This is a genomic window from Actinomadura chibensis NBRC 106107 (assembly GCF_001552135.1).
In the GTDB taxonomy this organism is placed as follows: Bacteria; Actinomycetota; Actinomycetes; order Streptosporangiales; family Streptosporangiaceae; genus Spirillospora; species Spirillospora chibensis.
Genome location: NZ_BCQP01000037.1, coordinates 1 through 18,643, shown reverse-complemented (window position 1 = coordinate 18,643; position 18,643 = coordinate 1). Strand labels below are relative to the sequence as shown.

General features: G+C 73.9%; 17 protein-coding genes. 10 read left to right on the top strand and 7 right to left on the bottom strand.

The window, feature by feature from the left end; genetic code table 11:
* The first annotated feature begins 376 nt into the window (after window positions 1–376).
* Window positions 377–844, top strand: a complete 468-nt coding sequence (locus ACH01S_RS21240; protein WP_067894239.1) for a SixA phosphatase family protein — start codon at window positions 377–379, stop codon at window positions 842–844.
* Window positions 845–876: 32 nt separating this feature from the next.
* Here the strand turns inward: ACH01S_RS21240 and ACH01S_RS21235 are convergent, their stop codons facing one another.
* Genes ACH01S_RS21235 through ACH01S_RS21215 form a run of 5 tightly spaced genes read right to left on the bottom strand, consistent with a single transcriptional unit; the run spans window position 877 to window position 7,552 of the window.
* Window positions 877–3,165: an FUSC family protein gene (locus tag ACH01S_RS21235; RefSeq protein ID WP_148344155.1), complete on the bottom strand. Its 2,289-nt coding sequence runs from the start codon at window positions 3,163–3,165 to the stop codon at window positions 877–879.
* A gap of 9 nt (window positions 3,166–3,174) precedes the next feature.
* The gene (gene serB / locus ACH01S_RS21230) at window positions 3,175–4,395 is read right to left on the bottom strand and encodes a phosphoserine phosphatase SerB (RefSeq protein ID WP_067893903.1); all 1,221 of its coding nucleotides are present in this window, start codon (window positions 4,393–4,395) and stop codon (window positions 3,175–3,177) included.
* A gap of 57 nt (window positions 4,396–4,452) precedes the next feature.
* Complete coding sequence (locus ACH01S_RS21225) at window positions 4,453–5,481, bottom strand: S-adenosylmethionine:tRNA ribosyltransferase-isomerase (protein ID WP_067893900.1); 1,029 nt, start codon at window positions 5,479–5,481, stop codon at window positions 4,453–4,455.
* On the bottom strand, window positions 5,478–6,839 hold the full coding sequence (locus ACH01S_RS21220; RefSeq protein WP_067893897.1) for an MFS transporter: 1,362 nt from the start codon (window positions 6,837–6,839) through the stop codon (window positions 5,478–5,480). The genes ACH01S_RS21225 and ACH01S_RS21220 overlap by 4 nt, the downstream gene beginning before the upstream one ends.
* The gene (locus tag ACH01S_RS21215) at window positions 6,836–7,552 is read right to left on the bottom strand and encodes an SDR family NAD(P)-dependent oxidoreductase (RefSeq protein WP_067893894.1); all 717 of its coding nucleotides are present in this window, start codon (window positions 7,550–7,552) and stop codon (window positions 6,836–6,838) included. The genes ACH01S_RS21220 and ACH01S_RS21215 overlap by 4 nt, the downstream gene beginning before the upstream one ends.
* A 226-nt stretch (window positions 7,553–7,778) precedes the next feature.
* Here ACH01S_RS21215 and ACH01S_RS21210 point away from each other — a divergent pair, with 226 nt between their 5' ends.
* The 5 genes from ACH01S_RS21210 to ACH01S_RS21190 all read left to right on the top strand — a co-directional run bounded on the left by ACH01S_RS21210 (window position 7,779) and on the right by ACH01S_RS21190 (window position 12,157).
* Complete coding sequence (locus ACH01S_RS21210) at window positions 7,779–8,921, top strand: GAF domain-containing sensor histidine kinase (protein WP_067893891.1); 1,143 nt, start codon at window positions 7,779–7,781, stop codon at window positions 8,919–8,921.
* A complete protein-coding gene (locus ACH01S_RS21205; protein WP_083980950.1) occupies window positions 8,918–9,661 on the top strand; it encodes a response regulator in 744 nt (247 codons plus the stop codon). Before ACH01S_RS21210 ends, ACH01S_RS21205 begins: the two co-directional genes overlap by 4 nt.
* A 36-nt stretch (window positions 9,662–9,697) precedes the next feature.
* Window positions 9,698–10,486 carry a PP2C family protein-serine/threonine phosphatase gene (locus ACH01S_RS21200; protein ID WP_083980949.1) on the top strand — a complete coding sequence of 263 codons (789 nt, stop codon included), beginning with the start codon at window positions 9,698–9,700 and terminating at the stop codon, window positions 10,484–10,486.
* A gap of 535 nt (window positions 10,487–11,021) precedes the next feature.
* Entirely contained in the window at window positions 11,022–11,348 is a 327-nt protein-coding gene (locus ACH01S_RS21195; protein ID WP_083980971.1) for a DUF2752 domain-containing protein, read from the top strand.
* Between the two features lie 89 nt (window positions 11,349–11,437).
* Window positions 11,438–12,157 (top strand): RDD family protein, encoded by a 720-nt coding sequence (locus ACH01S_RS21190; RefSeq protein ID WP_067893888.1) that lies wholly within the window; start codon window positions 11,438–11,440, stop codon window positions 12,155–12,157.
* 88 nt (window positions 12,158–12,245) lie between these two features.
* Here the strand turns inward: ACH01S_RS21190 and ACH01S_RS21185 are convergent, their stop codons facing one another.
* Window positions 12,246–13,016: an Rv1486c family protein gene (locus ACH01S_RS21185; RefSeq protein ID WP_067893885.1), complete on the bottom strand. Its 771-nt coding sequence runs from the start codon at window positions 13,014–13,016 to the stop codon at window positions 12,246–12,248.
* Window positions 13,017–13,234: 218 nt separating this feature from the next.
* Here ACH01S_RS21185 and ACH01S_RS21180 point away from each other — a divergent pair, with 218 nt between their 5' ends.
* The 4 genes from ACH01S_RS21180 (at window position 13,235) to ACH01S_RS21165 (ending at window position 16,127) form a co-directional block, all read left to right on the top strand.
* On the top strand, window positions 13,235–14,023 hold the full coding sequence (locus ACH01S_RS21180; RefSeq protein WP_067893883.1) for an ABC transporter ATP-binding protein: 789 nt from the start codon (window positions 13,235–13,237) through the stop codon (window positions 14,021–14,023).
* A 5-nt stretch (window positions 14,024–14,028) separates the two neighbouring features.
* The gene (locus tag ACH01S_RS21175; RefSeq protein ID WP_067893881.1) at window positions 14,029–14,799 is read left to right on the top strand and encodes a sulfite exporter TauE/SafE family protein; all 771 of its coding nucleotides are present in this window, start codon (window positions 14,029–14,031) and stop codon (window positions 14,797–14,799) included.
* 89 nt (window positions 14,800–14,888) lie between these two features.
* On the top strand, window positions 14,889–15,128 hold the full coding sequence (locus ACH01S_RS21170; RefSeq protein WP_067893879.1) for a DUF8836 family protein: 240 nt from the start codon (window positions 14,889–14,891) through the stop codon (window positions 15,126–15,128).
* Between the two features lie 564 nt (window positions 15,129–15,692).
* Window positions 15,693–16,127, top strand: coding sequence for a hypothetical protein (locus ACH01S_RS21165; protein ID WP_148344154.1), 435 nt, complete (start codon window positions 15,693–15,695; stop codon window positions 16,125–16,127).
* Window positions 16,128–16,579: 452 nt separating this feature from the next.
* Here the strand turns inward: ACH01S_RS21165 and ACH01S_RS21160 are convergent, their stop codons facing one another.
* On the bottom strand, window positions 16,580–18,514 hold the full coding sequence (locus ACH01S_RS21160; RefSeq protein WP_255220306.1) for a terpene synthase family protein: 1,935 nt from the start codon (window positions 18,512–18,514) through the stop codon (window positions 16,580–16,582).
* Window positions 18,515–18,643 lie beyond the last annotated feature (129 nt).

Below are 18,643 nucleotides of genomic sequence, written 5' to 3'. Positions count from 1 at the left end.
GAAATCTGGAAGCCGATGACCGACAACCGGTGACCGGCAGTGAGAAGCAAGGAAGTTGGAGGCGTTGTGGCTGGCGACGGCGGCAAGTCGACCATCTCGGGGCCCAAGGGCTTCGCGATCATGATGGGCGGGATGCTCGGCATCATGCTCGTCCTCTGGGTCATCGCCGCGCTCGTCGCACCGTAACCGCCGAACCGCCGCTAACGGCCGAACCACCGCTAACGGCCGAACCGCCGTTATCCGCCTAACCGCCGCACCGTCCCGTACCCGCCTGCTCGCCTGCCCGTCGTCGCCGTGACCGCGGAGTCCGCCCGGCGCCCGCAGTCGACGCAGTCCGTGTAGTGCGTGGACGGCCCCGCTGAGTAGGGTGACGATCATGCCGACGCTCATTGTGCTCCGCCACGCGAAGGCCGTCGCGGGCTTCGGGACACCGGACATCGACCGCGTCCTGAACGATCGCGGCCGCGCGGCCGCCACGGCGACCGGTGACTGGCTGCGCGCGAACGACCTCGTCCCCGACGCGGTGCTGTGCTCCCCGGCCGCGCGGACGCGGGAGACGCTCGCGCTCCTGCGGGTCGAGGCCGAGGTGAGCTTCGAGTCCGGGATCTACGACAACGACCCGGAGGGCCTGCTCGCCCTCGTCAACCGCGTCGCGGACGACGCGGAACGCGCCCTGCTCGTCGGGCACAACCCGTCCGTGCACCAGCTCGTCCACGATCTGACCGGCGAGTCCCCGGACGCGTTCCCGACCTGCGCGCTCGCCGTGATCGACCTCCCCGCCACATGGGCGGAGGCCCGCCCCGGCGTCGGCACGCTCCGCGCCGTCCGCACCCCGAAGGACTAACCCCCCACGCCTACGCCCACCCCAACACAACCTCAGCGGCGTAGCAGCAGAGAAGTCCCCCGATCACGCTCCTGGAGCCGATCGACCGCGTCCAGCGAAGACTCGATGACCGTCGCGGTGTCGCGGCGCAGCGCCCCGATCGTGTGCCGGGTCCCGGACACCTGCAGCAACGCGTGCTGGACGGGCGTCATGTCCTCCCCGCCGCCCCCCGACGCGATCTCCGCGCGCCGCCGCCGGGTCAGCGTCGACAGGTGGGAGTCGAGGTCGGCGAGCTCCTCGCTCAGCTCCTCCACCGGCGACGGCTCCCCGGGATCACGGTCCTCGGGCTCCTCCACCAGGTCGGCGGTCTCCTCCAACTGGTCGGCGAGGCGGTCGAGGATCTCGGGCATCGGCCCGGTGTCCACGGCCTCCTCCCGGGACAGCCGGGCGACGGCGATCAGATGGTCGCGGGTGCGGTGCGCGGCGTCGACGGCTGTCTCCAGCATCGCGATCAGCTCCTCGTCCAGGACGCGCTCCTGCCCCAGCCGCGTCCCCGCCTCGGCGACGGCCTCCGCCGCCCGCTCCGCGCCGACGATCCGGTCGTGCGGCAGCCGGACGCGCTCCCCGGACAGGACGTCCGCCGTCGTCCGGACGAGCTCCGCGTGCGTGTCGAGCAGCCGCTCCAGCCGGACCGGCAGCCGCTCCAGGTACCCGGCGGGCCACAGCAGCCGGACGGCGAGGTACGACATCAGCGTCCCGGCGAAGGTCAGCACGATCCGCTCCCCGGCCGTGGCCCACCCCGCCGGGGTGGAGAAGTCGAGCAGCATCATCGCGAGCGGCGTCCCGAACAGCGCCCAGTAGGCGAAGCTGACCGACCGCATCGCGAACCCGGCGAGCGCGAAGCCGAACACGATCAGCGCGGTGGTGGGCTGGTCGGCGGCGAGCGTCAGGATGAGCGCCGCGACGACGGCCCCGGCCGCGGTGCCGCCGACGCGCTGCACGAGGCGTTCGACGGTCTCGCCGTAGGTGGCGCGCAGGCTCAGCATCGCGGTGACGGTCATCCAGTGGCCGTGCGACAGGTGCAGCGCGGCGGCGATGGCCATCGCCGCGACGGCCGTCACGAACACCCGGGCCACCTGCCGGAACATCGGGGAGCGCGTCCGCACGGCGCGGCGCGCCTGGGTCCAGACGGGCATCGGGTCGAGGGTCTGCGGCAGCCGCGGCGGGCCGACCCCGAACCGCAGCCCGCCCGCGACGATCCGCCGGGTGGACGCGATCTCGCCCGCGATCCGGACGACCGACCGGTTCACCTGCCCGATCAGCGACACCGCGATGAGGTCCTCGTCCCCGGCGAGCCCGGCGCGCCTGATGTGCTCGGCGGCACGGCCGAGCCGCCGCACGGCCGCGGACTCCTCCCCGCCGAGCGGCGCCTCGCCCGCCGTGCCGACCGCCCCGGCGAGCAGCCGCAGCCGCGCCGCGAGCGCCCAGATCGCCGTCTGCGTCTCCAGTTCCCAGTCGCGGTCCGGCGGGTAGTTCTTCGCCGCCTCGATGACGGCCTGGAGCGTCACCGTCTCGTGCAGGACGCGGCCGAGCGCGTCGATCAGCCGTTCCGGACGCGTCGGGTCGCCGCGCCCGCGTCCCGTCCGGTACAGCGCGTACGTGGCGCGGGCCGAGGTCAGCGCCTCGGACGCGGTCCGCCGCTTGGCCTCCCAGTCGGGGATGCGGGTCACGTCCAGCAGGTCGGGGTTCGTCAGCTCGACGGCGTCGAGCGGGGCGGCGTCGGCGGCGACGACGTCCTGCGCGACCGCGTCCAGCGCCTCGGCGACGGCGTCGGCGGCCTCGCTGAGCGCGGCGCGCAGCGGGCGCAGCCGCCGCGCGGGCCACGGCGCGAGCAGCAGCCCGGCGGTGAGCAGCCCGCCGATCAGCTCCAGCAGCCCGATCCCGATCACGTCCGCGGACGGTGGCCGGACCGCGCTGAGCAGCACCGCGAGCCCCGCCGTCGACCCGATCCGCGGGACGGCGACGCCGAGCGCGATCAGCGGCGGGACGGCCGCGACCGCGAGCCAGGTGTGCCCGCTCAGCAGCCCGCCCGCCGTCGACCCGAGCGCGACCACGAGCACGCCGACCGCGAGGTCCCTGGCCCGCGCCCCGTACGGGCCTTCCGGCGTCCGCAGCGCGACCAGGTACGCGCCGAGCGCGATCATCGACCCCTGCGGGCCGTGCCCGGTGACCGCCCCGGCGAACAGCGGGACGGCCATGGCGAGCGCGGCGGCCAGCCCGTAGAACGGCGCCGCCGACCCCCCGCCGGCGAGGGCGTACGCCTCCCGCACCCGCTTGATCACAAAGGGGGTCTACCCAGGAGCGGAGGTACCGCCCTGGGAGTCGAGGGCGTCCGCGGCCTCCACTTCCTCGCGGGAGATGCCGAGGAGGAAGAGGATCGTGTCCAGGTAGGGGACGTTGACCGCGGTGTCGGCCGCCTCCCGGACGACCGGTTTGGCGTTGTAGGCGATGCCGAGGCCCGCCGCCTGGAGCATGTCGAGGTCGTTGGCGCCGTCGCCGATCGCGACGGTCTGGCTGATCGGGATGCCCGCCTCGCGGGCGAAGCGTTCGAGCGCGGCGGCCTTGCCCGCCCGGTCGATGACCGGGCCGGTGACGCGGCCGGTGAGCTTGCCGTCGACGATCTCCAGGGTGTTCGCGGCCGAGTAGTCGATCCCGAGGTCCTCGACGATGGCGTCGGTGACCTGGGTGAAGCCGCCGGAGACGACCGCGAACTTGTAGTCGAGCCGCTTCAGCGTCCGGACGAGCGTCCGGGCCCCGGCGGCGAGCCTGACCTCGCCGCGGACCGCGTCGACGGCGGCGGCGTCCAGCCCGGCGAGGAGCGCGACGCGTTCGCGCAGCGACCCCTCGAAGTCGAGTTCGCCGCGCATCGCGGCCTCGGTGACCTTGGCGACCTCGTTGAGGCACCCGGCGTGCCGGGCGAGCAGCTCGATGACCTCGCCCTGGATGAGGGTGGAGTCGACGTCCATGACGATCAGCCGCTTGGCGCGCCGGTGCAGGCCGCTCTGCTGGACGGCGACGTCCACCTGCTGCCCGGCGGCCTCGGCGGTGAGGGCGGCGCGCAGGGCGTCCGGGTCGGCGCCGGAGACGTCCAGCTCGATGCAGGTGACGGGGTAGTGCGCGAGGCGCTCGATCCGGTCGATGTTGGCGCCGTGCGCGGAGATCAGCCCGGCGATCCCGGCCATGGCGGCGGGCCGCAGCGGCGCGCCGAGGACGGTCACGTGCAGCCGCCCGCGCCGCTTCGGCATCCGCGTGCTGCGCCCGGTGGACAGCTCGACCTCCATGTCGAGGTCGTTCGCGACGCGCTCGGCCGTGTTCCACACGCGGCCGATGTCGGCGCCCTCGGTGTAGGAGAGCAGGACGCCGAGGACGAGCCGTCCGCGGATGACGACCTGCTCCACGTCGGCGACGGTGAGCGGGAACTCGGCGAGGGTCCTGAAGAGGCGCGACGTCACTCCGGGGCGGTCGCGTCCGGTGAGTGTGATGAGCAGCGTGCGCTGCGCTGACACGTCCATGACTGCTTTCCACGGTACCGGCCGTGGATCACTGGTCTTCCGGCAGGGGCGCCCCCGTCACCTCGCGACGATCAGGTTCGCGTCGCCGAATTCGTGCCAGAGATAGCCTTCCGATAGCGCGGCGGCGTAGGTCGCGGCGAGAAGATCTTGGCCAGCAATGGCCGTGAGCATCAGCAGATGCGACGACCTCGGCTCGTGCAGACCGGTGAGGAGGCCGTCCACGGCGCGGACGCCGCCCTCGGCCGTCACGACATGTTCCGTCCACCCTTTGGCGGCTCGAACGTTCCCTGAGCCGTCGACGGAAGTTTCCAGGGCGCGGACGGCGGTGGTGCCGACCGCGATCACCCGTCCGCCCCGCTTCCGGACATGTCCGACCAGCGCGGCCGTCGGTTCCGGCACCTCGTAGCGCTCCGCGTACGGCGGCTCCCCTGCCTCCGGGGACGCGACCCCGGTGTGCAGCGTGATCGGCGCGATGTGGACGCCGCCCGACACCAGCCGCGTCACCAGCTCGGGGGTGAACGGGCGGGCGGCGCTCGGCATCTCCGCCCCGCCGGACGACCGGTCGTAGGCGAAAGCCGTCTGGTAGGCGGCGGTGGGCCAGTCGCGCCGCACGTACCCGTACCGGATCGGCACCCCGTACCGCCGCAGGTAGGGGACGACGTCCGTGCTCAGCCGCGCCTCCCACAGCCGCCGCGTGCGCCGTCCGACCAGGGTGAGGGTCGCGCCGCCGGGCAGCGGGATCCACTCGCCGGGGCAGCCGCCCGAATAGGGCTTGCTGGCCTTCCCGGTGAGGCGCCGCAGTTCAACCAGCCACAGCCGGTCGTCGTCCTCCGCCGGGGGGACGGGAGTCGAGAAGTGGACGCCGATCCGGTCCAGCCGGACGGCGGCGGGCAGCGTCGCGGACGTGTTGACCACGAGCAGGTCGCCCGGGTCGAGCAGCGCGGGCAGGTCGCGGAACCCGTGGTGGGAGACCTCGCCCGTGGCGCGGCGGGAGACGAGGAGGCGGACGCCGTCCCGGCTCCGTCCGCGCGCTTCGGGCGGCTCGTGCGCCTCCAGCGCGGGCGGCAGGGTGAACTCGACGGTCATTCCCGCACCTCCAGCCGGAGGGCGGCGAACACGCCGAGCAGCGCGATCACGGCGAACAGCGTCCCGGCGACGGCGAGGCCCGTGCCGAGCCGCGCGGTCCCGAACCCGGCGACCAGCGCGCCCGCCGCGCCCACCACGAGGGACGAGCCGAGCGTGTCCCCGATCTGCAGCGCGGACGAGTTGACCCCCTGCTCCTCCTCCGGGGACAGGTCGAGCAGCAGGACCGACAGGCTCCCGATCGAGAAGCCCATCCCCGCCCCGCCGATGATCCACGCGGGCGCGGCGAGCCAGCCGGAGAGCTGGAGCGTGACGGCGGCGGCGACGATCCCGGCGGTGACGAGCACGGCGCCGAGCAGCGCGTAGAACTCGCGGGGCCGTTGCGAGCGGCCCTGGATCTGGGACGCCGCCGACCAGCCGAGCGCGCCGACCGTCAGCACGATCCCGGCCTGCGCCGCGCTGAAGCCGTGCAGCCGGGTCAGGGCGAGGGGGATGAAGACGTCCATGCCGAAGAACGAGCCGGACAGCAGCCCCCGGACGAGGACGACGCTCGGCAGCCCGCGGCGGAGCCGGAGCGTCCCGGCGGGCAGCAGCTTGGGCAGCCCGAACGCCAGCCCCGCGAGCCCTGCGGCGGCGGCGATCGCGAGCGTCCAGCCGGGGCGGTCGAGGCCGTAGAGCAGGACGCCCGCGCCCGCCGCGACCGACACGGCGGCCGCGTACCGGCCCCGGCCGGGGGCCGGGGCGGCGTCCACCGTCCTGATCCCGCGCAGCGCCGGGACGAGCAGCACGGTCGGCGGGACGACCAGCGGCACCAGCCCGAGGAACACCCACCGCCACCCCAGGTGCTCGGCGACGACGCCGCCGACCCCGGGCCCGACCAGCGACGGCAGCACCCACGCCGCCGACAGCGCCGCGAACACGCGGGAGCGCAGCTCCTCCGGGTACACGCGGGCGATCACGACGTACAGCGCGACGAGCGAGACGCCCGTCCCGAGTCCCTGCACGGCGCGCCCGGCGACGAACAGCCACATGGACGGCGCCGCGCCCGCGACGACCAGCCCGGCGACGAACGTCGCGAGCCCGGCGAGCAGCGGCTTCACGGGCCCGGACCGATCGATCCAGCCGCCCGCGAGGACCGTCGACAGCAGGCTCATGATCAGCGTGGCGCTGAAGCCCCACGCGTAGAGGGACAGGCCGTTCAGGTCGTCCGCGACGACCGGCATGACGGTCCCGACCGCCATGCTCTCGAAGGCCAGCAACGTGACGACCAGGACGATCCCGAACGTCGCGCCCCGGTATCCGGCGCGCAGCACGCCGCCGGCCGGGACCGTCTTCCGCTCATGCTCCAGCACGGTGGTCATCTTGCACCGGCCAGGTCAGCGGCCCGGTACCGGCCGCTCGGAAGGCGGTCGGCGACGAGGCGGAGCAGCGCGGCGGCGGCCTCTTCGGGCGGGGGCGCGGCGTCCGCGTCCTCCCCGGCGGCGCGGAGCATCGCGGTGTTCATCTCGCCCGGGTCGGCCCACCAGACGGCGACGTCCGGCTCCTCGGCGGCGAGGACGTGCGAGAGCTGCTCCAGCGCGGCCTTGGACGCCCCGTAGCCGCCCCACGTCGCGTAGTCCTCGACGGCCGCGTCCGAGGTGATGTTGAGGATCGCGCCGCGCCGCCCCCGCAGGCGCGGCAGGGCGTCCTGGATCAGCGCCAGCGGGGCGAGGACGTTCGTGGCGAACGTGTCCGCGAGGTCCGCGACGGGCAGGTCGGCGAGCCGGGGCAGCGGCGTCGGGCCGAGCGTGCTCGCGTTGTTGACGAGCAGGTCGAGCCCGTCGCCCGCCGCCCGGACGAGGTCGGCGCGGTGCGCCGGGTCGGTGACGTCCCCGGGGACGGCGGCGACGCTCCCCGGGAAGTCGCCGTCGATCTCCCCGAGGGCGGCCTTCAGCGCGTCGGCGTCGCGCGCGTCGGCGACGACGCGCCAGCCGTCGCGGGCGAGCAGCCGGGCGAGCGCCAGGCCGAGCCCGCGGGACGCCCCGGTGATCAGAGCCGTTTTCGCGAAGGCGGTGTCGAAGAGGGCGGTGTCCATGCCCCCGACGCTAGGAAGCGGAGGCCACCGCGGCATCGGCCGACGGGCCCCGGTGGCGGTGGTCAGATGGTCCTAGGACCCGCGTCCCGGGACGCGGCGGCGGCGAGCGGACGGCCCCGTCCGCGCGCGTCCTCCCCGGGGCTGATTCGAGAAGGCCCCTACAGAGAGTACGGTCTTCACATGCGGGCGCCGGAAGGGCGCGCGGCCAGCGGAGACGAGAGGCCGGATGGAGACGGGCGACGGCTGCGGCGGTGAGCAGGGCGCGACCCTGCACGCCGTGAGCTCGGCCGTGCTCGCGGTCACCCGCCACCTGTCCGTGCACGAGGTGCTCCAGGTGATCGTCCGGGCGGCGGCGCAGCTGCTCGACGCCCGCTACGCCGCGCTCGGCGTGCCCGACGACGAGGGCTCGTTCGCCGAGTTCGTCGTCGAGGGCGTCTCCGACGAGGAGTGGGAGCGGATCGGGCCGCTGCCCCGCCAGCACGGCATGCTCGCCGCGATGCTGAAGGGCGACACGCCGAAGCGGCTCGCCGACATCCGCCGCGAGCCGGAGTTCGAGGGGTGGCCGGTCGCGCATCCCGTCCTGAAGGACTTCATCGGCGTGCCGATCCGCGACGGGGAGGACGTCCTCGGCATCGTCTTCCTCGCCAACAAGCGGACCCCCGGCGGTTTCACCAAGGACGACGAGGACGTCCTCACCCTGTTCGCCGCGCACGCCGCGATCGCAGTGACGAACGCCCGCCTGTACGAGCACAACCGCGAGCTGACCGTCGTCGCCGAGCGCAACCGGATGGCGCGCGAGCTGCACGACGCGGTCGCGCAGAAGCTGTTCTCGCTGCGGCTGACCGCGCGCACCGCGTCCGCGCTGGCCGAACGCGACCCGGCGCGGACCGTCCGGGAACTGGAGCAGGTCGAGCGGCTCGCCGCCGAGGCGCTCGCCGAGCTGCGCGCCGTGATCTTCGAGCTGCGCCCGGCGGACCTCGCCGACGGGCTGGTGTCCTCGCTGCGCAAGCACGTCGAGGTGCTCGACCGGGCGCACGAGGCCGAGGTGCGGATCGCCGCGGACGAGGCCGTCGTCCTGCCGGAGGAGCACGAGGCCGTCGCGTTCCGCATCACGCAGGAGGCCCTCTACAACGCGCTCCGGCACGCCAAGGCCCGGACGGTCGAGGTCCGCCTCGGCACCGCGGACGGGCAGGCCGTGCTGGAGGTCGCCGACGACGGCACGGGCTTCGACCCGGCCGACACGGCCGAGCCGCAGAACGGGCTCGGCCTCGCGTCCATGCGCGACCGGGCGTACTCGATCGGCGGCGACCTCACCATCGACGCCGCGCCCGGACGCGGCACGACCGTCCGGCTGGAGGTGCCGCTGTGACCGCCGACGACCTCCCGGGCCCGCGGGGGAAGGCGCCGATCAGGGTGCTCATCGCCGACGACCATCCCGTCGTCCGGCAGGGGCTGCGCACGTTCCTCGGCATCCAGGACGACATCGACGTCGTCGGGGAGGCAGCGGACGGCACGTCGGCCGTGACACTGGCCGAATCCCTGGAGCCCGATATCGTGCTCATGGACCTCAAGATGCCCGGCGCCGACGGCCTGACCGCGCTGACGGAGCTGCGGGCTCGTGGGGTGGCGGCACGGGTCCTCGTCCTGACCAGCGTCACCGAGCGCGGGCACGTGCTCCCGGCGGTGCGGGCGGGCGCCGCCGGGTACCTGTACAAGGACGTCGACCCGCAGGCTCTCGTCCAGGCGATCCGGGCCGTGCACGACGGGCACGTCCTGTTCGCGCCCGACGCGGCCGAGGCGATGGTGCGGTCCGGGACGGCCGGCGGCCCCGGCCAGGGTGACGACCGCGGCCTCGCCGCGCTGACCGAACGGGAACGGGAGGTGCTCGTGCACATCGCGCGCGGCAGGTCCAACCGGGAGATCGCACGCGCGCTCGTGGTGTCCGAGAAGACGGTCAAGACGCACGTCAGTAATCTGCTCATGAAACTGGGAGTCCAGGATCGGACGCAGGCGGCCCTGTACGCCGTCCGGCACGGCGTCGGCTCGTCCGGCGACGACGGCGCGGCCGGGATCGTCGGGGAAACCGGTAGGGCCGACGTCCGCGACTGATACAACTCCTCTGACAGGATCGTCATCGAAATTGGTATGAACGTAGCAATCAGATACGCGGCCGGAAGCGACATCGGCTGCAACCGAGAGAACAACGAGGACTCGGGATACGCCGGCGCGCGGCTGATCGCGGTCGCCGACGGCATGGGCGGCTACGCGGGCGGCGAGGTGGCGAGTTCGACGGTCATCGGATCCCTGCGCTCGCTCGACGCCGACGCCCGCGAGGGCGACGACCTCGTCGACATGCTGGGCCGCGCCGTCGCCGAGGCCAACGAGAAGCTGCGCATCGTCCGGGAGGAACGTCCCGACCTGAGCAGGATGGGCACGACGCTGACCGCCATGCTGTGGTCCGGCGAGTCCGTCGCGCTCGCGCACGTCGGCGACTCGCGCGGCTACCTGCTGCGCGACGGCGAGCTGTTCCAGATGACGCAGGACCACACGATGGACGAGCTGCTCAAGGCGGAGGCCGAACAGGCCGGCCAGCAGGCCGACCCCGCCGAGACGTCCCGGCTGTCGCACGTCCTGTACCGGGTGCTGGACGGCCGCGAGGACCGCGAGCCCGACCTGCGGCTGCGCGAGGCCCGCCTCGGCGACCGCTACCTGCTCTGCTCGGACGGCCTGTCCGGTCCCGTCGACGCCCAGCGCATCTACGAGATCCTGTCCGCCGAGGCCGACCCGCGGCGCGCCGTCGACCGGCTGATCGCGCAGGCCCGCGACAACGGCGGGCCGGACAACATCACCGCCGTCATCGCCGACGTCGTCGAGGCCGAGCACGCCCGCGGCGCGGAGCCCCCCGTCGTGGTCGGCGCCGCCGCCCAAGCCTGACCGCCCGAGCCCGACCGCCCGAACCCGAGTCCGACCGCCCGAGCCCGACCGGCTGAGCCCGATCGCCCGAACCGCTCACGCCCGACCGGCCGACCGTCCGGACCCCCCTTCACGCGTCCCGCGCGCATGCCCTTTCGCGCCTCTCGCGCGGGCGCCCTCCGTGACTTCCGCGCGTCCCGCCCCGCGCGCGATCCCGTGTTCCGTTCCGCGGCCGCGGCGTCGATTTCGTGACAATCATCGGGCGAAAGAGTGCCCATGTAGCTGGCGATTTGTCCTACTCTTGCCCCTGAGGCGGTGTCGGTGCGCACGGGGTAACGGTCCGATCGCGGATCGTTGTCCGGACTTGACCCGCCTTGGGGTGGACCCGGTATACGGGTCACTCAGCTTTATTTCTTTCGAGGCGGAGGATCCGTTGGGGGGAGCGCCCGGGGCGGCGGCCACCGGTGCACCGGAAGGTGCGCTCGGGGGGATCGTCAGCCGGACCCTCACCGCGGCGCGGCACGGACCCCTGGGTGTGGTGCTGCGCGTCGCGGCGATGGCGGCCGCGGCCGTCGGCGCCGCGTGGATCCACCGGCTCGACGACCCCGGCGTGCTCTGTCCCCTTCGGGCGCTCACCGGAGTCCCATGTCCCGTATGCGGGGGCACTACCGTGTTCATCGAGTTCGGCGGGGGCCGTCCGGCCCAGGCGGCGCTCGCGAACCCGATGGTCCTCCTCGGCGCGGTCGCGGTCGCGGTCGCGCCCCTCGGGCTGGGACGACGGTGGTGGGCACTCCAGCCGAAGACCCGTGCCTGGATGCTCGGCACCGCCCTCGTGGGGTCGGAGCTGTGGCAGCTCGCCCGGTTCGGCGTTCTGCGGGTTTGAGCCGGAGGGTGGTCCTCCGACAGACTTGCGGAGCCCTCCGGGTCCGGCGGGCGTCACATAACCACAGGGTCAATCAATAAGGAGCAAGTGTGGGTAACCCCTACGACCCGTACGGTCAGCAGCCGGGCTACGGGCAGCAACAGCCCGGGTACGGCCAGCAGCCCCCGGCCCAGCCCGGTTACGGCCAGCAGCCGGGGCAGCCCGGCTACGGGCAGCAGCCCCCGGCGCAGCCCGGCTACGGACAGCCCCCGGCCCAGCCGGGGTACGGCCAGCCCGCGGCCCAGCCCGGCTACGGCCAGCAGCCGCCGCCCGCCCAGCCCGGCTACGGCGCGCCGCCCCCGGCCGCGCCCGGCTACCAGGAGGTGCACCACCACCACTACGGCAGCGCGGGGCAGCTCGCCGAGTGGGGGTCGCGCGCCGGCGGCTACATCATCGACTACCTCATCTTCATGGCGCCGTTCTGGGTGCTGTACTTCATCGGCGGCCTGCTCGCCAGCTCCGGCGGCGGCGCGGCCGTGATCGGCATCCTGTTCTACCTGATCGGCTTCGCCCTGCTCATCGGCGCCGGCCTGTGGATCTGCTACCAGGAGGGCACCACCGGCCAGTCCGTCGGGAAGCGGCAGATGGGCATCCGGCTCGTCAGCGCGCAGACCGGGCAGCCGATCGGGTTCGGCATGGCGATCGCCCGCAAGTTCGCGCACATCGCCGACAGCTTCCTCTGCTACATCGGCTTCCTCTGGCCGCTGTGGGACGAGCGCAAGCAGACGTTCGCCGACAAGATCTGCAACACCCTCGTGGTCCGCGCCTGACCGTACGGCTCACGGCGGAACGGGGCGTCCCCTTCGGGGGCGCCCCGTTCCCGTGTCCACGGGTCCCTGCGGCTGCGGGTTCCCGCGGCTACGGGACGGGGTCGAACGCGCTGTTGCACGCCGCCACGAGCGCCCGGCGGACGGCCCGGTCGAGCAGCCGCAGCGCCTCGCCGCGGCGCCGCATCTGGTCGGCGCCGAGCCCGCGGTCGTCCATCCGGCGGGCGAGGTCGACGACGAGGGACAGCCGCCCGGCGAGCGCGGCCACGCGGTGCGCGCGGGGCGGGTAGCCGGGGGCGAGCGGATGGTCGCCGCGGTCCGGGTCGCGCAGCGCGGCGAGCGCGTCGGCGATCTCGGGCGGGACGCCCGCGAAGTCGTCCACGGTGAGGAGCGCCTCGGTCGCGTCCCGCATGGCGAGGGCGAGCTGCCGGTCGGCGTCGGCGAGCGGCGGGACGTCGGGCTCGGCCGGGGCCGCGTCGCAGGCCGTCCAGCGGATCCCGACGTAGGACGATCCGCGCAGGTCGTCGGCCGGGACGAGGCCGACCGCCCGGTCGCCGAACACGGCGACGACGGCCGCGCCCGCGTCGATCGCGGCGCGGTTGAACGCGGGCGGGCCGGTCAGCCCGAGCGGGTCGCCCGGCTCGGGCAGGGCCAGCCGCAGCGCGGCCATCCCGGCGACGCGCAGGTCGCCGAGCGCGCCGCGGAGCGGCGTCTCGGCCGCGTGTCCGTTCGCGGAGGCGCCGCGCAGGATCTGCGGGCCAGCGGTCTTCTCGACCGCGTCGACCGCCTCGTCCAGGCCGACGTGTCCGGTCAGCCAGGCATTGCCCCAGGCGGCCAGCGCGGTCGCAGCGTCCTTGCTCATTGCCGTCCCCAACACTCCCTGATGGGCATGCGATCCACCATAAGCGCTCCGATCGTCCGCGCCGCGGCTCGCGCCGAACCTCTCGCGCCGGAGCGGGGCGCGCGGAGGCGTCGCCGGGCGGCGGTTTCCCGGTGGGGAGCCGGGGGTCCGCGGCCGTCCCGCATCGCATAAGTTCTCTTCTGAGGATCAGGGACCACCGGAGGGGACGAAGGCGCGCGATGACCGGCGAGGTGCTTCAACTCCGCGGAGTCGGGGTCAGGCGCGGCGGGGCGAACCTGCTGCGCGACGTGACGTGGACGGTGAACGAGGGCGACCGCTGGGTCATCGTCGGGCCGAACGGGGCGGGCAAGACGACCCTGCTCCAGATCGCCGCCGCCATGATGCATCCGACCGAGGGCTCCGTCCGGATCCTGGAGGAGGAGCTCGGCCGGACGGACGTGTTCGAGCTGCGCCCCCGCATCGGCCTCGCCAGCTCGTCGCTCGCGGAGAAGGTGCCGTCCGGGGAGACGGTCATCGACCTGGTGCTGACCGCCTCGTACGCGATCCTCGGACGCTGGCAGGAGGAGTACGACTCGACCGACGTCGGCCGCGCCGTCGCGCTGCTCGACGCGCTCGGCTGCGCCGACCTGATCCGCCGGACGTTCAGCACGCTCTCCGAGGGGGAGCGCAAGCGCGTCCAGATCGCCCGCGCGCTCATGCCCGACCCCGAGCTGCTGCTGCTGGACGAGCCCGCCGCGGGCCTCGACCTCGGCGGCCGCGAGGACCTCGTCGCCCGGCTCGCCGCCCTCGCCGACGACCCGACCGCGCCGACGATGGCGATGGTCACCCACCACGTGGAGGAGGTCCCGGAGGGCTTCACCCACGCGCTGCTGCTGCGCGGCGGCCAGATCGTCGCGCAGGGCAAGGTGGACGAGGTGTTCACCGCCGAGCACCTGTCGGGCACGTTCGGCCTCCCGCTCGCGGTGGACCGGCAGAACGGGCGCTGGTACGCGAGGTCCGTCCGCTGAGCTCGGTGGACGCGCTGGACGCGGCGGTCGTCTTCGCGGCCGGGATCGCCGCGGGCGGCATCAACACCATCGTCGGCTCCGGCTCGCTGATCACGTTCCCGACCATGGTGGCGCTCGGCTACCCGCCCGTGGTCGCGAACGTGTCGAACACGATCGGGCTGGTGCCGGGCAGCGCGACCGGCGCCTACGGCTACCGGGAGGAGCTGAAGGGGCAGCGCGGGCGGCTGCTGCGGCTGGCCGGCGCGTCCCTGCTCGGCGCGGTGATCGGCGGGCTGCTGCTGCTCGGCCTCCCGGCCGGGGCGTTCGACGTCATCGTGATCGCGCTGATCGTGATCGCGCTGGTGCTGGTGGTGGCGCAGCCCCGGCTGCAGCGGTGGATGCTGCGGCGGCGCGAGGGCGAGCACCGCCCGCACGGCGGCGCGGCGCTGTGGGTCGGCGTGCTGCTCTCGGGCGTGTACGGCGGCTACTTCGGGGCCGCGCAGGGGATCATCCTCATCGCCCTGCTCGGCATCATGCTGGACGACGACCTCCAGCGGCTGAACGCGGCGAAGAACGTCCTCGCGGCCATCGTGAACGGGACGGCCGGGCTCCTGTTCACGCTCATGTGGCTGTTCTCGGACACGCGCGTCAACTGGTGGGCGGTGCTGATGATCGCGTCCGGCGCGACGGTCGGCGGGTTCCTCGGCGCCCGGGTCGGACGGCGCATCCCGCCGCTCGTGCTGCGCGGCGTGATCGTGGTGGTCGGCCTCGTCGCCATCGTGAATCTCCTGCTGTGACCAGCGGTTTCGGCGCCGCGCCCAGGGTTCGCGGGCGGACGTTCCGGGTATAAGTCGAATATACGTTCGACTATCGGAGGTTCGCGCCGATGAAGGGCGACAGGGTCGAGATCGTGATCGACGCCGGCGGCGAGGGAACGCGGACGTACGAGGTGGTGGCGAGCCGCGCCGGCCGCCGCGTGGAGATCGCGACCCGCCGCGGGGTCGTCGAGGTCAGCGAGGTGACCCGCACCGGCACGGCGGTCCGCACGGCCCGCTTCATGGCCAGCCGAGTACTGGCCCTGGTCGAATACCCGCTCGCCGACCAGCCCCCGGACGCATCCGACTAACCCCCCCGCCTGCACAGCGTGGGTTTGGCTGGCGGCGCGTTTCCGGCTCGGGGCGCGTTTCCGGCTGGGCAGCGCGTTTCCGACTGGACGGCGCGCGTCCGGCTGGGGGTGCGGGTGCGGCTGGTGGCGCGTCCGGCTGGCGGCGTGGGTTCGGCCGGGGGCACGTCCGGCTGGGGGCACGCGTCCGACTGGACGGCGCGGGTTCGGCTGGGGGTGCGGGTTCGGCTGGCGGCGCGTCCGGCTGGGGGCGCGTCCGACTCCACGGCGCGGGTTCGGCTGGCGGCGTGGGTTCGGTTGGCGGTGCGCGTCCGGCTGGGTGGCGGGTTCGCCTCGCCTGGCGGGTTCGGGTCGGCTGGGCGACGGGTTCGGTCGACTGGGTGGGGGTTCGGCTCGACTGTGGGGCGCGGGTTCGGGTGACTGGCGGGCCAGGGGATGGTGGCGTCGCGGCGGGGGCGAAAGGTCGTAGTGATCGAGTAATATCGAACATGTATTCGAACGATGGGGTCGGCTCGGAGAGCGTTCTCCGGGACGGCCGCGGACCTTCGACGTAAGGCGGAGATGCCGATGACAGCCTCGCCCGACGTCCTTTCGACCTCCCTCGACGTGATCAGAAGCGCCCAGGCGCGGCGGCGTCCCGTCCTCATGCTCACCGGCGGCGCGGACGGGCGCCCCCGGGTGTGCGTCCCCGACTGGGGCGAGCTGCGCGTCCTCGACGGCCTGCGGCTGCGCGTGGCGGTCTGGCCGGACGACCCGACCGCCGTCCAGTTGGACCGCGGCGCGCCCGTCCTGCTGGTCGTCGCCGATACGCCGGACGTCCACCTGATCCACGCGACCCCCCGCCGCCTGGCCGACGCCGCCATGGTGTGGGCCCACTACGACCTGACCATCACCTCGGCGCAGATAGCCGAAAGAGGCACCGCGCCTTACGCCGAGTCCGCCCTACCCAACGAGGAGGTCCTCGTAGGCACCGTTCTCCGAAGACGCCCCTCATTCAGCTGACACCCAGCCACCTGCCCGGCCCCACCGCCCCCGCGCCGGAGACGCCCGGAACGAGGTACCGAAGCCGGTGTGAGGGCAGTGCTCAGGCCGTTCAGTGGTCCAGGCCCGGGATGTGGAGCGGCACGCTCGTAGCCAGGCGGCCGGTCGTCAGGCGGCTCGTTGTCGGGCGGCCCTCGTTCCGCCGCGTGTGGAGGGCGTCTACCTCCACAATCCCGGGCGGAGGGTTCGTGCTGGTCGTTGACTCAGGCTGCTGGTTGTCGGGCGGTTGGTCGTTGGGCGGTTCGTCGTCAGGTGGTTGGTCGTCGGCGGCTGGTCGTCAGGTGGTTGGTCGTTGAACGGCTGGTAGTCGGGCGGCTGGTTGTCGGGCGGCTGGTTGTCGGGCCGTTCGTAGTCAGGTGGTTCGGTAGTCGGGCGGTTCGTCGTCGGGTGGTTCGTCGTTGGGTGGTTGGGTGTCAGGCGGCTGGTTGGCGGGCGGGGCGGGGAGCGGGCGGGTGGGGGGTGGGTGAGGGGTGTGGTGGGTGGTTGTGGTGTGTGGGGTTTGGGGTGGGGGGTGGGCGTTCGGTCAGGGGGGTCAAGGAGGAGTGGGGGGCGGGGTCGGTGATGGTCAGGGTGTTGCGGAAGGCGCGGGGGGCCTGGACGGGCGTCGGATGGGGCGTGGACGTGCCCAGGGCCGGATGCGGTGCCGTCCGGGTGGAGAAGCGGTCGCCCGCGTGGTGCCAGTGGTGGATGGCGGCGAGCCAGGCCCGCAGGGCGTCCACGTAGCGGTCGAGGGTCCGGCACGCGTCCGCGTCCAGGCCGAGCTTGGCGGTGAGGGCGGGCAGCCGCTCGGTTGCGATCTGGTCGAAGCGGCGCAGCCGGACGCCCGCCAGGTGGTTGAGGGTGCGGAGGGACTCGGCGCGGGTCTGGCCGAGGAGGCGTTCTAGCGGGAGGGTCGCGGTGCTCAGGCAGCGTTCGACCTCGACCTCCTTGCGGACGGAGAACACGTCGTTGAGCAGGTGCATGGCGTCCATGGCGGCGTTGTCCAGGGCGCGGAGTTGGCGGCTGGCGGACAGGGCCGGGTGCAGCCGGACGTCCGCGGACGCCCTGACGAAGGTGAGGTTGAGGGTGTGCGCGAAAGAGCGCCGCCGCCAGTCGAAGTAGTCCAGCGGCTCTGGCACGCGGCGCTGGTACAGGTTGAACAGCTCCCACAGGTGGCCGGAGCAGTACTCGCCGAGGCCGTCGACGCGGCGCGGGAACAGTTCGGCGCTGCGCGGCCACAGGTCGGCCAGGCACCGCTCCAGGACGTTGCGCGGCCGGGGCACAGGGGCGTCGCGGTCGGCGGGCATGAACGCCGGGAACCGGGCGAACAGGGTCTCGGCGGCGGCGAGGTCGGCCGGGCCCAGCGGACGGCCGCGTTTGAACAGCTCGACCACCAGGTCGTCCATGTAGAGGGCGAAGATCAGCCATTGGCTGACCAGCTCCAACCGGGGCGGCGCCGCCTCCGGAAACGCGTTGGAGGAGATGTAGCCCAGGTTCTCGGCCATGAACTGCCGCTCCGTCCAGGCTCCGGAGCCGGGGACGCCGTTCGGGCGCAGCAGGCCCATGCGCCGCGCCCAGTCGGTCGACTTGAGCCCGCACACCTCGTGGTGCGGGTTGCGCTGGATCCGGTACGGCATCGCGAGGGGGCGCCCGGCGAAATGTCCGGTGCGCGCGGTGGACGGACGGCGGGTCCTCCGGCGCGTCCAGTCCACGCCCGGCGGCTCCGGGGCGCCGTACCGGGACGTCTCGCGGTGCCAGCGCAGGTCGCCCGCGATGTGGTCGCGCAGCGCCCGCACGTAGGCGCCGACCGAGGCGAGTTCGGCGCGCGTCATGCCCTCCCCCGCGGCGAGCCGGGGAAGCTCGTCGCGGACGGTGTCCTCAAGCTGGGTCATCCGCCCAGTGAGCAGGTCCCCGACGAGGTCGGCCGCCTGCTGCCGGGTGTACCCGAGCCACTCCGCCAGGACGGGGACGACGTTGAACGACGACCCCCTCCGCATGTCGCGGGCGTAGCGGAACAGGTCGTCGCGCAGGCCGACGACGTCGGCGAAGCACGCCTCGATCACGCGGAGCGGCCGCGTCCCGGCGAGCCGCTCGGGGACCTCGGCGCGGACGGAGCGCTCGACCAGCCGCGCCGTCCAGAGCATGCCGCCGCGCTCGCGCCGCAGGCCGAGGTACTCCATCGGGTCGAGGACGGCGCGCTCGGGGAAGTCCAGCAGTTCGGCCGAGGCCCCGACCGCGCCGTGGAAGGCGTCCGCGAACCGGCGCCGCCAGCCCGGCGACGTCCCCGGCACGGTCCGCGCCCACAGATCCGCAAGCCCCCGCTCAACCGCACCGTCCGGCTCAACGGTCCCCCCATCCAAGCCGGGCACCCCGCCCGGGTCGGACGCTCCGTCCGGGGCGGACGCTCCGCCTGGGCCGGGTGCCCCGCCTGGGCCGGGTGCCCCGCCTGGGCCGGGTGCCCCGCCTGGGCCGGGTGCCCCGCCTGGGCCGGGTGCCCC

Coding starts and splice junctions, on each gene's coding strand:
- ACH01S_RS21185 (WP_067893885.1), bottom strand. CDS start 13,016: ATGAGCAAGGACGCTGCGACCGCGCTGGCCGCCTGGGGCAATGCCTGG.
- ACH01S_RS21170 (WP_067893879.1), top strand. CDS start 14,889: ATGAAGGGCGACAGGGTCGAGATCGTGATCGACGCCGGCGGCGAGGGA.
- ACH01S_RS21220 (WP_067893897.1), bottom strand. CDS start 6,839: ATGACCACCGTGCTGGAGCATGAGCGGAAGACGGTCCCGGCCGGCGGC.
- ACH01S_RS21215 (WP_067893894.1), bottom strand. CDS start 7,552: ATGGACACCGCCCTCTTCGACACCGCCTTCGCGAAAACGGCTCTGATC.
- serB (WP_067893903.1), bottom strand. CDS start 4,395: ATGGACGTGTCAGCGCAGCGCACGCTGCTCATCACACTCACCGGACGC.
- ACH01S_RS21225 (WP_067893900.1), bottom strand. CDS start 5,481: ATGACCGTCGAGTTCACCCTGCCGCCCGCGCTGGAGGCGCACGAGCCG.
- ACH01S_RS21210 (WP_067893891.1), top strand. CDS start 7,779: ATGGAGACGGGCGACGGCTGCGGCGGTGAGCAGGGCGCGACCCTGCAC.
- ACH01S_RS21240 (WP_067894239.1), top strand. CDS start 377: ATGCCGACGCTCATTGTGCTCCGCCACGCGAAGGCCGTCGCGGGCTTC.
- ACH01S_RS21195 (WP_083980971.1), top strand. CDS start 11,022: ATGGCGGCCGCGGCCGTCGGCGCCGCGTGGATCCACCGGCTCGACGAC.
- ACH01S_RS21180 (WP_067893883.1), top strand. CDS start 13,235: ATGACCGGCGAGGTGCTTCAACTCCGCGGAGTCGGGGTCAGGCGCGGC.
- ACH01S_RS21200 (WP_083980949.1), top strand. CDS start 9,698: ATGAACGTAGCAATCAGATACGCGGCCGGAAGCGACATCGGCTGCAAC.
- ACH01S_RS21165 (WP_148344154.1), top strand. CDS start 15,693: ATGACAGCCTCGCCCGACGTCCTTTCGACCTCCCTCGACGTGATCAGA.